Genomic DNA, 13,341 nt, shown 5'->3' on the forward strand with positions numbered 1-13,341 from the left:
CTCCGTGCAGTCGGTTCGAATGATCGCGGCGGCCGGCCCTCGACTTTGTCACCCTCCGCCCGCCTTCTCGATCATGCGCATGACGGCGTGGAGCTCCTTCTCGTAAGTCGGCCCGGTGGCGTATCCCGCGCGAGCGACTTCGGTTGCGAAGGCGTAGGGGTCGTGGGTGACCGTGAACGCCTTGGCGTACCGCTTGTTGTGCGCCAGAAACGAGCCGTGCTCACTGAATGCGGTGGCAGCGTCGGGATAGACGCGGAACCAGTCGCGCACCACATAGTCGTACTTGCCGTCGGGTCGCGGCGTCACCGAGATCACTTCCGGGAATTTCGCGTCGGGCCGCGACATGACCTCCCTTGTCTTCAGCAATTGCCGCATATTTTCGGGCATGCTGGCTTTTGCCTTGATACCGAAAAAGTTGAAGCCGGGCGCATGCGCGCCCCAGCCGGATTCCAGCGCTGCCTGTCCGAGCGTTACCAGGGCGGGTACGCGGCTGGCAGCCTGCGAGGCCCTGGCTGACTCGCCGAACGTGGCGACGAACGCTTTCGGCGCGAGCTTTTTGCCCGGAACGTAGGGCGCGGGGGTCGGTGGAGGCGTGGGTGCGGGCGCCGGCGGCAGCGATCGCCCGCCGAGCGCGGCGCCAATTGCGGCCTTGGTCGCCGCGCCGACGATGCCGTCGGCCTCCAGCCCGCTGCGCGACTGAAACGCACGCACCGCGCGTTCGGTGTTCGAACCAAAATCACCGTCCACTGCCAGATCGTAGCCGAGCCCCACGAGAGCGCGCTGCAGGCTGCTCACGCCGTCGCCTTTGCTGCCCCGGCGCAGCGTCGGGCCCAGCATGAACTCGGCGACGCCTTTCAGGCGTTCCACCAACCCCGGATCGCCGCCCGCTTCGCCTGCGAGCAGGGCTTCAAGGGTGAGGGTCTCGCCTGCGGGAGATTCGCCCTCGCAGGCGGCGCGCACCTCCTCGCCCTCGTCCTCACCTTCGGCGAGGTCCTCGTGCCAATTCTCCTGCCAGGTCTCTTGCGAAGTCTCTTGCCAATTCTCCTGCCAATTCTCTTGCGAAGTCTCCTGCGATCCCTCGTCCTCCGCTTCGCCCTGCGCGCCCGGCAGCGGCGCGAGGTCGAGGTGGAAGTGGATGATGAGGGGATGCGGTCCGTGCCAGTTGAGCCCGGTCACACGCTTCTTCTTGTCCTTGCGCGTCGTACCAACGAAGATCACGTTGCGCTTGCCGGTCTCCCGATTGATGGAGTCGGCGACGGCGAAATCGTTGTAGATGATCCGCCACTTCGCCTGCATCGCCTTCGCGGTCTCGTTCACTGCGCGCAGCAATCTCACGGCGTCGTCGCGGAGATAGAAGCCGCGGGCGTCGCGCTTGTTCAGGAACAGATCGAGCGAATAGCCGCGATCGTTGAAGCTCCCGCCGCCATGTCCGCGATAGGTGCCCGCACCGACGCCTGGGCCGTAGCGGCGGCGCAGCTCGGCAAGGAAGCGGACCATGATCGGCGCGACAGGCGCCTTGTCGCTTCCGTCGATCGACGCGTGACTGACCAGTTCCACCCGCTGCGCCGGCGGCCCGAAATCGCCGAGCGAGCCGCCCGAGGGCTCGGTGCGGAAGTGCATCTCTTCCTCGCGGCTGATCATCCAGGCGCGGCGGAGTACGTCGTCGGCATATTTCGTCCCAAAGCGCATGCGTGCGCCCTTCAGTGTGTCCTCGTAGTCGCCGCGCAGCGCCGCGATCCGCTCGTCGACCGAAGGCTTGCCGCCCGTCCGCCGCGACCATTCCGCAGCCAGTCCGGCAATGAAGGCATCGAGATCCTCGTCGGGAGGCCGCGGCGCCGGCGGGGTTGGAGCAGGTGGCATCGGCAGCGGCGCGATCTTGCCGGCGAGCGCTGCGGCGATGGCCACCTTGGTGCGCGTGCCGACCACGCCGTCGGCGGTGAGGCCCGAGCGGGACTGAAAGGCGCGGACCGCTTTCTCGGTCGCAGCGCCAAATCGTCCGTCGATTTCGCCCGGCGAATGGCCGAGTTGCGCCAGCGCGCGCTGCAGCGCTTCGACACCGGCGCCGCCGCTGCCGCGGCGAAGCGTCGATCCGAGCGCAAGGGCCGAGACGCCTTTCAAGGGGGCGGCAACTCCATCGTCCTCGGCGTCGAGTGCGCGTACGCCGACGCCTGCAGGCCATACCGCGTCATCCGATTCCGGTCCGAACCACTCGGCCTCAAGATTTTGCGGCGCAGAGTGGCCGCCGCATCCGCACCCTTCGTGCTCGATTTCGTCCTCGGACGATTCGGGCCAGCGCGTGTCGGAGAAGGCCTCGTCGAGCGTGTCGCCAGCAAGGCCTGCCTCGACGTCCAGCCAGGCCAGCGATTCCCGGTCGTCTCCTTCGAAATGAGCTTCTGCGCCCGACGTCCCATCGAAATCCTCGAATGCTTCGCCGTCCGTGGCCTTACCGAGCTCGCTCAGCAGGGTCGGAAGCAGTTTGCCGGGCAGCGCGCAATGGGTGATCGAATTCGGCACCGGGCGCAGCGCCACCGCGCCCGCACTGGAGCGGCCGTCGAATTTGTCGGTCGGAGATTTCGCGCGGTAGATGATGTCGACGCCCAAATTCGGCCGCGCTGCGGCGAGCGCCCTGAATGCCGCGACGGGTGGGCTGCCGTAGGTCGCATCGAGCACCCACACCTTGACGAGCTTTGCGAGCGCGCCGGTGCCGAGCGCGGCGGATTTGTTCGCGTTGGCGAGTGGATAGAGCACGCCGTAGGCGCGCGAGTGCCCGGCAATGACAAGCCGGCCGATGTGCGTGGCGCTCCGCTCGAGGCGGCGGTTCGTCTCGCCCAGCACTTCGGCAAACAGCGCATTGAGCTGCGCAGGCCGGTCGAGGCCCCGTGCACTCCAGCCTGCGTCGCTCCCGGTCTGGAGCTGCGGCACGACCAGCAGCATCGGCCGGCCGCTGTCGGTCACGATCTTGCCGAGCCGGAAGGTGGCCTCCGTCACGATGCCCGCCGGCATGGCTCGCGGCACGCCGCACGGACTGAGCAGCCCGTGGATGTAGAGCAGCATGTCCAGCGGTCCGCTGCCTCGTACGGCCGCGGCCGACGCGAATACGGCAACCTTCGTGCCGGTGACGCGGGAGCGGTAGATCCATAGCGCGCCGTCGAGATACGGCTTGGTGGCCGGGACGACGGCTTCGCTTTCGAACTCGCGCGTGATCGTCGGCTTGCGGCGAAACTCCCAGTGCCATTCCTCGGTCGGCAACTGCTCGAAGCCGTAAGCCGCTGCGTTCCGCTTCAGCCACCCGTAGAACCAACTCCTGCGCCAGTTCGCTCGCGCTGCGTCACTGCTGTTGTTGGCGACCTCGTGTCCCGCTTTTCTGTTCTGGTAGAAGTCGACGGCAATGCCGTTCTGGTGATTGCTGTAGCCCGGCGCCGCGATCCGGCCACCGAGGCCAAAGCCGCCATAGGCCTTCGACTTCAGCATGTAGGCGATTGCGGCCCTGGAATGCGGGCCGTCGGCGAGAGCTTCGCGGTGCGCGCGTGTCCGGTTGTAGTAACCCTTGAAATAGGTGAGCCACAGCGAGCGCTGGTGGTCGCTGCCGCGATAACCGCTTGCGGCGGTCAATCGTTTCGTCCGCAGCGCATCGGCATCACCCGCGTTCTGAGCCTTCTGCAGATCTGCATTTGCAGCGGCGAGCAGGCGGCCGGCGGCCCGCGCGGTCTCCGGCCGGGTCTTGACGCTGGTGCCAGGGATCGTCTCGATCTGAGTGCCGTCGAGGTCGGGCAGGGGAGCCCCCCTGGCCTTGCGGCTGCGCGCGATGTGCTCGGCTAGCACGCTGTTGCGAAAGGCGACCTGTTCCGCTGTTGCCGTCCACGCCTCGGACTCGAGATATTCGTCCTCGCCGGCATGTTCGTCTTCGGCGCAGCGGCTGGCGCCCGATTCCAGCTCGAGAGCCTCCTCGAGCTCGTGCGCCCAAGCCTCCGGGCCTTCGTCTCGCGCGGCTTCGTCGTCCGCGGCCAAGCCATGCGAGTCCCACGCCCGGGCTTCAAGCCCGGTGAACGACGTTTCATCGAAATCTTCCGACGACGCGCCCTCCTGCTCCGGCTCGAAGGCCTCGCTGAGCAGGTTCATGCCTTCGACGGCGAAGAAGGCGTAGCTATCCGCGTTGTCCAGAGCCTGCTTCGGAGACAAGGTCGAATATTTCGGTTCGTGCTCATAGGCCTGGTCCTCGATGCCGACATAGCGATGCGCGACCTCGTGGATCAGGGTCACCTCTTGCGTGTCGGGCGCCAGCGCACTGAAGTTGCAGTGCCTTGCCCGCGCGTCGAAACAGATATGGACCTTGCCAAAGCCGCCGAACAACTGCGTCGTCAGGGCATAACCGCAGACGGCTCCCTTGCCGTCGGTCGCGCAGTCGGCCTCGCCGCGGAACTTGATTCCGTCCTTCAGCGCCTTTTCAATCCGCATCAGTCGTGTGACGATGTGACGGAGATCGTCGTGCCTTGTCGTGTGAAAATGACGCAGCAGCAGCTGCTGCGTGGCTGCGCCCATCCTGTTCGGCCGACCGTAGGCGCTGCCGACGAACGAGGCCGCATGCCGGACCGCGCGCAGACACCGTTCGGTAACGTCGAGCAGCAGCCGCTTCTGCGTCGGCGTGCAGTTCGCGAAGGAATGAGGTGAGCCCACTTCCTCCTCGAAGGCCTCGGATTCGCCGGCACCAGTCCATTCCGTTTCGCCTGCTTCGTCCGAAAACGCGACGAACGGGTTGCCCTCGAGCGTGGCGAACGTTTCAATTCCGCCGCGGTTCTCCGGCTCGGACGTCTCGGCGAAGGGAGCGTCGAGGCCGAGCGGGTCGAGCGATTGGATCTCCTGCATGGACCCGTGCATCGTCTGCCTCCTGCGTTGACCTTAGCGTGCGCCGACGAGCAGCGGCGGCCGGGTCGGCGGCCGCATCTCGATCGGCTTTGCGCGTATCTTCAGATCCTTGCCGGTTGCGGATGCCCACTCGGTGATGACCCGCCTGCTGGAAGCTCCGATCGGCGAGGCTGCGTTCGGCGGCGAGCCGAGTGGCGGCTGCTCGAGGTAGAGAACCCAGGCCAGTTCAGGTCCGGACACGACGCCGGACTCGACGATGCGCAGGAAGCGGGAAAGATCGCCAGCCATCGAGAACAGGGCGGACGACTTGCTATGCGGCGCGAGACCGACGCGATCGCCTATCAACCGCAGGCGCTCGTAAGGGCTCGTCGCGTTGGCGACCAGATCCTCGACGACCGGCGTGTTGGCGCTCAGCGTCAATTCGGCCCAGCCGAGGGCCGTCGCTGCGACCAGCTCCTCCCGGCTGAGCAACTGATTTTGCCGCCGGGCGCGCAGTGCAAATCGCAATGCCTCGGCGATCCTGAAGATCCGGTCGTCGTCGGAGGCGTTCACGCCGGATGTGTTACGGACATTGGTGATCGCCTGCCACAGCTCGAAAAGGAGTTCCTCGAACACCTGGATGAATGTCGCGTTCGCATGCGTGGCCTTGTCGTAAGTGGGCGGCCGGTTGTCGTCGGTGCCGAATGCCAGGTCGAGGCCGAAGAGCCGCCAGTAGGCGTTGCGCCGCACCGCCTCGGGATCCGGTCGGATGACACTGGTGGACAGCCACGGCGCAAGCGGGTTGGCGGCGCCGAACAGCAGAACTTCCGTAATCTCGAGCCAGCGCTGGGTCGCGATTGACGGGATGCCCAACCCTTCGCCGGAGCGATACTCCCGGACGACGCGGCGCAGGATCTGGACGGCGCGTGTGTTCTCCAGGACGTAGCTGTAGCCGAGGTGGTCCCATTGCGGAATACCGGCCAGCGACGGATCCGGGATGAACGACACGAACAAGCCGGTACCGTAGCCGAGGAAGCCCCGGCGGGCGTCGCTGGCCGGCTGCGGATTCGGCGGCGGCCCCCAGACGCGAAATGCGTTCCAGACCTGTTCCATGTGGAGCAACAGATCGAACGGGTCGCACGTGAGCACGATTGCGGCGGCCGCGTCGCGCGACATGTTGGACGGCGGCGCCATCATGCGGTCAATGAGCTGCTGGATCATGACTAATACCCTTCGTTGTCGCGTGGGCCTGGAACGACTTCGCCGATGAACGGGACGGGACGAGTGTCGATCGGTACGGCCGACGCTCCAGCCCAGCGCGGCCGCGCCGTGGATGCGATCATGCTTGCAAGACGCGCGTTCACATCGCCATCCGTGATCGGAACGCGATGAGGTCCAATCTCCGCCAGCGGTGCGAGCCTGGTGGACATCTCCTCGATCCCGTTGGTCAGGATGCATTCGATCGCGCTCATCTGCGACAAGCGGCTCAACGCCTCGTTCAAGTGGCACATCTCCTGCTCGCGCTTCGCTTCGCGCTGCTGCAGTTCGTCGATCGTCCGCTTGAGGAGGTCGATCTCCCGGTTTTGCGAGTGGCCGCCCGACTGACGTTCCGCAACCCCGATCGCGGACACCGATCCCGCCGATGGTGAAGGCTTCCTGGACATGTCGCATTCCTTTCTCTGTTCATGCCGCTTCGGCTTGGTTGGCGAACCAGCGGCGAGCGCGTTCAATCCACATCGGCGCCGTCTCCGGACATTCGGCCTCGCGCAGGCCGGCGAGTGCGACGATCCGTATTCCCTCACGTTGCCGCCACGCCGGCGACGTCCAGAGCGCTGCGCCGGCGGTGTGTTCGAGCTCGGCAAGCGCCCGCGGCGAGACGCGTTTCGGATCGAGCACGTCGGTCATCGGCCGGCCGCCGAGCCCCGGCACGGGGGCCGAGAGACACGCGTCTGCGATTCTCGGCATCGCCGCCTTCGAGCGGACGAGCAGGGGTCGCAGCGTCTCTTCGGCGAGGGAGACCGGATAATGCGCCTCCATGGCCCGCTGCAGGGCATTCCACGGGCCCTTGTCGCCGAAGCAGAGGCGAGACATTGCGCAGCCGAGGATTGTGCGAAGCCATCCGATCGGGTGCGGGTCGCCCACCGGCCATTGCAGGATCGTGTCGGCGTTGCCGACGACGTCGTAGAGCGCCGCCGTCGAGGCATAGCCGGTGTGAAGAAAGGCAAAGACGTCGGCGCCGATCTCGGAGGCCCAAGGCGTCCACATGGCCTGAAGTTTCTCATCGCCCTTCAGCGCGCGCGCTATGGCCGCGCGCACGGAGGGCATCCAGCCGGTGAGGTGAGCGACCTGATGGCCGGTCTCGTGGAAGAGCGAGGTGGGGCGATAGAGATTGTGGCGCACGATCTTGATGGCAGCGACCGGCATGATGGCCCCGGGCGCCCAGAGGCGGACGCCCGCGCGCAGGATCGATGCGCCGGTTCCCTTGTCCTGGTACACCAGCACTCTTGGCACCGGCTTCCTCGCCAGCTCGAGCACGCCCTGCATGCTCGAGACCGCAAGCCGGTCGAGCGTCGTGAGCGCCTCGCGCAGAGGTGCGCTCGTTCGCGAGTTCACGGCATCTCCGAGGAAGTCCAGCGTGGTGTCGACCTGGACGTAGCGATTGCGGAAACGCTGGACGCTGGTCGAGGCGGCCGGAATGCGTGCCGGATTCCGCTGCGCCTCGGCAACGACGCGCTGCGTCGCTTCACCGAGCGCGATGAGTTCCTCGACGACCGCGTTGATCTGCTGGCGCAGCGGCGCACCGGTGTCGCGTTCGACCGACTTCCATGCCTCGATCGAGGCAAACTCCTCCGCATCGCGGAACGTGCGCGCGGCGGCCAGCCAGTGAGCGACCTGCCGCTGCAGGTCCGAGGTGACGAGATGCTGGTCGATGTCGCGCGTCACTTGCCGCCTCGTCCAGGTGTAACGGAGATGGCGATGCTCGGCGTGCCGCGCAACGAGGCGCCGGACGGCGCCGCCGCGCCGCCGCGCAGCATTTTGCCGATCGCGTCGAGACCCGGGACCGCGGTGAGGCGGATGCGAACGGTCACGCCGGGATCGGGATGTCCGGCCGCGCGCACGAACGCTTCCGCATTGGCCCGTGTCCATTTCGTCAATGCCGGCATCACCCAGGCGCGCAGGTGCTGGCGCAACTGCACGGTCAGGGCGGGCGGCAGCAGCTTGCCCCTGTGGGCGGCGAAGTCCTCGAAAGCCTCGCCGTCCTCACCGTCCTCGCGCAACATCCGGAAAGGAGCTCCACCGCCGGCGGAGAGCCGCTCCATATCCTGGTAGGTCCTGGTGAGCGCCTGCAGCAGCGGCAGGCTTCCCTGGCCTTTGCGGATTGCCGCGACGATTTTCTGCGTCTCAGCCTCCGACAGATAGATGCCGACGGTGATGCGCGCCTGGCGCAGATTCACCGATGTCCAGGCACGGCTTGCGCGCAGGCGCCCGGCCGCGGCCTGTCCTGCCGGGCCCACGGGCAAAGCCGGCGCCGCGCCGGCGCCGAGCGGCTCCAGAATGTAGAAGCGCTGGCCCGCGGCGATCCGCTGTCGCGAGCGCAGGTACGCGGCGGGCACCTGCACGCCGAGCTTCGGTTCGCGCAGCAGAACGCCAGCCGCCGCCGGCGTCAGCGGATGGACGTTGGCGGTGTTGATGTAGCCGCGGCCCGCGCCTGCGGCCGGCCGGTCGATGCGCACCATGCGCTGCAGCGTGGTGCCGGGGGCGGACTGATAGATGTGCATGCGCGCGCGGATCGGAAACTTTGCGCCCGCCGCGCGCATCACCGCGCCGACCGTCGATCCGCCGAAGGTGGGCAACGTGTCCGCAATCTGCGACGTCACCTGGATATCGGGCGTGCGGTTGTACTTGCGATAGGGCCGGAGGCTGCGCGGGCGCCGGCTCACGAAGGTCCCGCCGAGCGAGGGGGCCTGCTGCAGCGATGCGCGAACAAAGCGAGGCGGGAAATGCGTTGCAACGGCCTGGCTGAACGCTTCTGCGGTCGCGAGCTGGGTCAGCTCTTCGTCCTCGAACACGTAGTCTTCGTTCTCGGCGAACAGCCGGACCGTATCCTCGACGACGCTTGCAAGCGCGACCGGGGCCACCTCATCGCTCCGCTCGAGCTGTGCCCGATCCTCGGCCTCGAGCGAGATCAGCTTCAGGCCGGTATCCACGATGGCGCTCGACAGCGGCCCTTTGAGCTGCGGTCCCACCCATTTGCCGATCAGCTGCCCGAGATAATTGGCGAGGAAGCCAACCACCTTCGGCCGGCCGACGAGGTTGATTCCGAGACGCAGCGCGCCGAGCAGCGCGGGAACGAACTGTTCGATCGCCGGCGCGAGATCTTCGTCCTCGTCGGCGTCGCGCAGCCGTTCGATCAGTGCGCCGCGCGCCTCTGCGAGCACCTCGAGTTCCCGGGTCTCGATCTCGCTCTCATCCGTCGCGCCGAACGCTTCGCCTTCGAACTCGGCTGCCACATCGCCCGCCATTGTCTCGGCGATGGCCGCGTCGAAGGATTCGGCGAGCGACTCCATGTCGGTCAGGTTCGCCGGTGAGACCTGGGCTTCGTCGATGCTCTCCTCCGAAGCCTCGGACGTGAATCGGGCGGCGAGCGCGCGTGCGTGCGGCTGCAGAGGCGCCGGCAGCCGGCCGATGGCGAAGGACAGGACGCGCCGGAGCAAAGGATTGATCAGGCCGCGCAGCCGGTTCAGAACCGGCCCGAGCAGCGAGCCCGCGACCTTGCCGACGCTTTTCGCCACGTTGGCAACGGTCTTGACGACGCCCTTGGCTTTCTTGATGAGCTTGCCGATGAACTCTTCGCCGGCCGGCGTCAGTTCTCCGGCCGACGGATCGAACCTCTCCAGCACCTCGTCGAGCTGCTGCTCCGAGAGGGAGCCGACGTCCAGGCCGGCCATGCCCGCTTCCAGCGCCTGCAGATACTGTTGCGCCTCGAAGCGCACCGGGGCGAGGTGCGCGTCGGCATAGCGTTCGCGCTCCTGCGCCGACGCCGGCGTCTCGCCGACGAACCGCTCGTCGAGGGCCTGCTCGGTTTCCTCGGCGAGAAATGCAAGCGCTTCGTCGAACGACTCGTCGCGAAGCTCGGCATAGACTTCGGCCACCAGGCGGTCGGTCTCCGACTGGCTTGCGCCGCCATCGAGCGTCGCCGCGAACGGCGTGAGATTCTCGCTCCACGGCGCGAAGCCGATCGCCGCGCCGTTGCCGGTTTCGGCGAACGCTTCAGCGAACGGATTTTCCTGCGGGGCGAAGAGGTGGGATGATTCTTGTTGGTTCAGCATCGCGCTACTCCGGCCTCCTGAACGTCTCCGGCGCAGTTGAGCATCACCGCCGTCCGCCGCTGTGTGCGCCGCCGTTGCCTTGCCGTCTTGTTCGCGGGCGCACTGCGTGCCGCAGCCGTGGCCGGCGGCGCCGCGCCGGTGTTTCTGAGGCGTCCACGCAGCGTCGCGGCATCATCGGGAGGAGGAAGAAGGCCAGCCCTGCAGCCACCGGAAAAGTATGAAACAAAAGGGAGGGGGAGCTAATGCGCCGTGCGCGAGGCGGGACAAATGCTCGCCACGCGTTTCGCCAGCGCCTCATCCGGGGCCACGCCCAGCTCGCAGGCAAGGCGCTTTGCCAGCGAACGATAGCACTGGACCGCCTGGTAGCGGTTGCGCTGGGCGAGATAGGCATCGATCAGCGCTTCGGCCGCCGACTCGCGCAGCGGCTCGGCGGCGAGCGCGGCCATCCCGGCCTGTGCCGCCAGTGCGAGATCGCCGGACGTCGTCATCATCCTGCAGGCTGCTTCGAGCGCCTCCACCCGTAGCAGACGGAACGCCTCCTGCCCGGCGATCAGCCACTCCTCATGCCAGCCGGGCAGAACGTCGTTCGAGAGCAACACGATGTCTTCGTAGGTCAGCGCCTCGCCCCTGAGCGCGTGGGCCGCAACGGCCTGCGCGCGCGCGAAATCGACGTCCGCCGACAGCGCCAGCTCGTCGCCCACGGCCTCGATCCAGCCGCGCGGAACGTGCCACAGCGCACGGCGGAGGTTGGCCCGGCCGGCGTCTTCGGGGAGGTCGAGCCAGAGATTGCCGGCGGCCGCGGTCCGCGAGACGGGCCGGCCCTGCAGTGCGAGGTAGGCGAGAAGCCTGCGCGCCGGGAGCGAGAGGCGAACCATCGGATAGACGCCAAGCCGCCCGAGAATGGCAACCTTGCGCTCCACGATCCTCTCTGCGATGCCCCCCGTCATGAAGAGCCTTCCTGGTCGCGAGACTATGAATGGTTCGACCGAGCTCGGGCCGGCCGGGTAAAATCTTCCGATTGAGCCGTTCGTATTCGGCCGGTCCCTTCAATTCTCGCCACTAGTCCGACAACCGGCGTCGAACTGTACGCCCGCCGCCCATCGTCGGCAACAAATCGGGTTGGAGCTCGAGGCCGTGACTTAACGACAGATTTAGTAGCGTTTTACAGTTCGATGGCGCCTGACCCGGACAGTCGCCTGGTGCAGATGCTTGATCTCCCGACCAGTCCGTACCGTAACGGTATTCTCTGCCCCGATAGTATGAACTAGTTCATTCTTGAGCCGCGTCGCGCCACGATTTCACCCTGCAAGAAACCCGCCGTCCACGGCGACAACAGTTCCGGTCGCGTATCGCGACGCCGGCATGCAGAGGAAAGCAACGGCACCAGCAATGTCCTCGGGCTGTCCCCAGCGCTTGAACGCGATGCGGTCGGCGATGCGCTGATAATGCGCGCGGTCGGTGCGGCCGGCGGCGTTGATCGCGGTTTCGATATAGCCGGGTGCGACGGCATTGACGCGAATGCCTTCCTCGGCCCATTTCAAGGCGAGTGCCTTGGTCAGCATCACGACGCCGCCCTTGCTGGCGCAATAGGCGGGAATTCGCGGCAGCGCCAGCGTGGCGTTCATCGAGGCGATGTTGACGATCGAGCCCCTGGTCTCCGCCAGCTGCGGGCGGAACGCCATGCAGGTCCGGAACGTGCCGGTGAGGTTGACGTCGAGCACCTTCATGAAGGTCTCGATCTCGAATTCCTTGTCGCGCGCCAGAATGCCGGCGCAATTGACCAGCGCGTCGACGCGCTTGTGCTCTCCGGCGAAGGACGTGACGGCGGCATCATCGGCGACGTCGAGCGTCGCCAGCGTGAGGCCGTCGCGTGGTCTGAGCAGGGTGCGGGCAAGATCGGCCTCGTTGGCGCCGGTTGCGGTGACGGTCGCGCCGAGATCGCAAAACTGGTTGCTGATCGCAGCGCCAATGTCGCCGGCGCCGCCGATCACGACGGCATGGAAGTCGGGTGCGAGCGAAAAATTGGAAGTCATCGAAGGTCTCACTTCAGGAATTTCGGAGGCGGGGCCGTCGACTCGCGGACCACCAGCGAGAAGTCGATCTCGCGATGCATGATGGTCTGCTCGCCGGCGAGGCTGCGCACCAGATATTCGCCGGCGCGCTGCCAGGTCTCTCCGGTCGGAACGTGGATCGTGGTCAGGCTCGGCCGCAAATGGCGGCTCCAGTCGAGGTCGTCGAAGCCGACGACCGACAGATCGCGCGGCACGGAAAACCCGTCACGCTCCGCCTCGAGCAGCACGCCATAGGCGATGACGTCGTTGCCGCACACCACGGCGGACGGCCGGTCCTTCAGGTTCAGGAGATAGCGCGCCGCCTCGCGCGCATCGTCGAGCGTATAGGGTACCTCGACATGCCATTGCGGAGGCAGCTCGATGCCATTTTCCGTCAGCGCGCGGCGAAAGCCGGCGACGCGGGCGCTGGCGCGGTCGTTGTTGCGCTGGAGCGCCGAGACGATCCCGATGCGGCGGTGGCCGAGCTCGATGACGTGCGCGGCCGCGCGATGGGCGGCGGCTTCGTTGTCGGTGCCGACGCAGGGGTAGGGCCGATCGGGCTGGTAGATGCCGACATTGATGAACGGCACCGCATTGTCCGCAAGCAGCTTGCGCAGTCCTTCGTGGTGGCAGTCGCCGCGCAGCACGAGACCGTCGACGCCGCGGCTGATCAGGTTTCGTGCCTGTTGCAGCTCGATATCGAGGTCATAGCCGCTCGTGGTCAGGAACAGCATGTATCCAACCGAGGACAGATATTGCTGCAGCGATGCTATGCCGCGCGCAAACATCGTGTTGTCGATCGTTGGCACGATAGCGCCGAGGGTACGCGAGCGACGCGACGAGAGGATGCGCGCCGGCGCATGCGGGATGTAGCCGAGCGCCTCGATGGCCTGTTCGATCCGCGCGCGCAGGGAAGGGCTGACCGCATCCGGATTGTTGAGGGCGCGCGATACCGAGGCCGTCGACACGCCGGCGCGCGCTGCCACGGCGCGGATGCCCTGTTTCACAGATTTGGCGTTGGTCAGTCTCATGAATGTAACGTTACATCCTGCGTGGCGAGCCGTGAAGTGGCGAAAACGAAGTAAATCTGCCGTAGATCGCAGCACGTGTCCATCGCT

8 protein-coding genes are annotated in these 13,341 nt (G+C 66.7%); all 8 read right to left on the reverse strand.

The features are described 5' to 3' along the window. Window positions 1-48: 48 nt before the first annotated feature. On the reverse strand, window positions 49-4,875 hold the full coding sequence (locus XH87_RS34050; RefSeq protein ID WP_271590584.1) for a peptidoglycan-binding protein: 4,827 nt from the start codon (window positions 4,873-4,875) through the stop codon (window positions 49-51). 21 nt (window positions 4,876-4,896) lie between these two features. Continuing rightward, entirely contained in the window at window positions 4,897-6,063 is a 1,167-nt protein-coding gene (locus tag XH87_RS34055) for a hypothetical protein (RefSeq protein WP_271590585.1), read from the reverse strand. A 2-nt stretch (window positions 6,064-6,065) separates the two neighbouring features. Then, window positions 6,066-6,572 (reverse strand): hypothetical protein, encoded by a 507-nt coding sequence (locus XH87_RS34060; RefSeq protein WP_157461166.1) that lies wholly within the window; start codon window positions 6,570-6,572, stop codon window positions 6,066-6,068. Continuing rightward, window positions 6,526-7,785: a hypothetical protein gene (locus tag XH87_RS34065; protein ID WP_271590586.1), complete on the reverse strand. Its 1,260-nt coding sequence runs from the start codon at window positions 7,783-7,785 to the stop codon at window positions 6,526-6,528. The genes XH87_RS34060 and XH87_RS34065 overlap by 47 nt, the downstream gene beginning before the upstream one ends. Continuing rightward, window positions 7,782-9,995 carry a hypothetical protein gene (locus tag XH87_RS34070; RefSeq protein WP_271590587.1) on the reverse strand — a complete coding sequence of 738 codons (2,214 nt, stop codon included), beginning with the start codon at window positions 9,993-9,995 and terminating at the stop codon, window positions 7,782-7,784. Before XH87_RS34070 ends, XH87_RS34065 begins: the two co-directional genes overlap by 4 nt. Before the next feature lie 416 nt (window positions 9,996-10,411). After that, entirely contained in the window at window positions 10,412-11,119 is a 708-nt protein-coding gene (locus XH87_RS34075; protein ID WP_271590588.1) for an AfsR/SARP family transcriptional regulator, read from the reverse strand. 351 nt (window positions 11,120-11,470) lie between these two features. Then, entirely contained in the window at window positions 11,471-12,205 is a 735-nt protein-coding gene (locus XH87_RS34080) for an SDR family NAD(P)-dependent oxidoreductase (RefSeq protein WP_271590589.1), read from the reverse strand. Between the two features lie 8 nt (window positions 12,206-12,213). Next, complete coding sequence (locus tag XH87_RS34085) at window positions 12,214-13,254, reverse strand: LacI family DNA-binding transcriptional regulator (protein WP_271590590.1); 1,041 nt, start codon at window positions 13,252-13,254, stop codon at window positions 12,214-12,216. Window positions 13,255-13,341 lie beyond the last annotated feature (87 nt).

Origin of the sequence: Bradyrhizobium sp. CCBAU 53415 (assembly GCF_028128735.1) — a bacterium.
Taxonomy (GTDB): Bacteria; Pseudomonadota; Alphaproteobacteria; order Rhizobiales; family Xanthobacteraceae; genus Bradyrhizobium.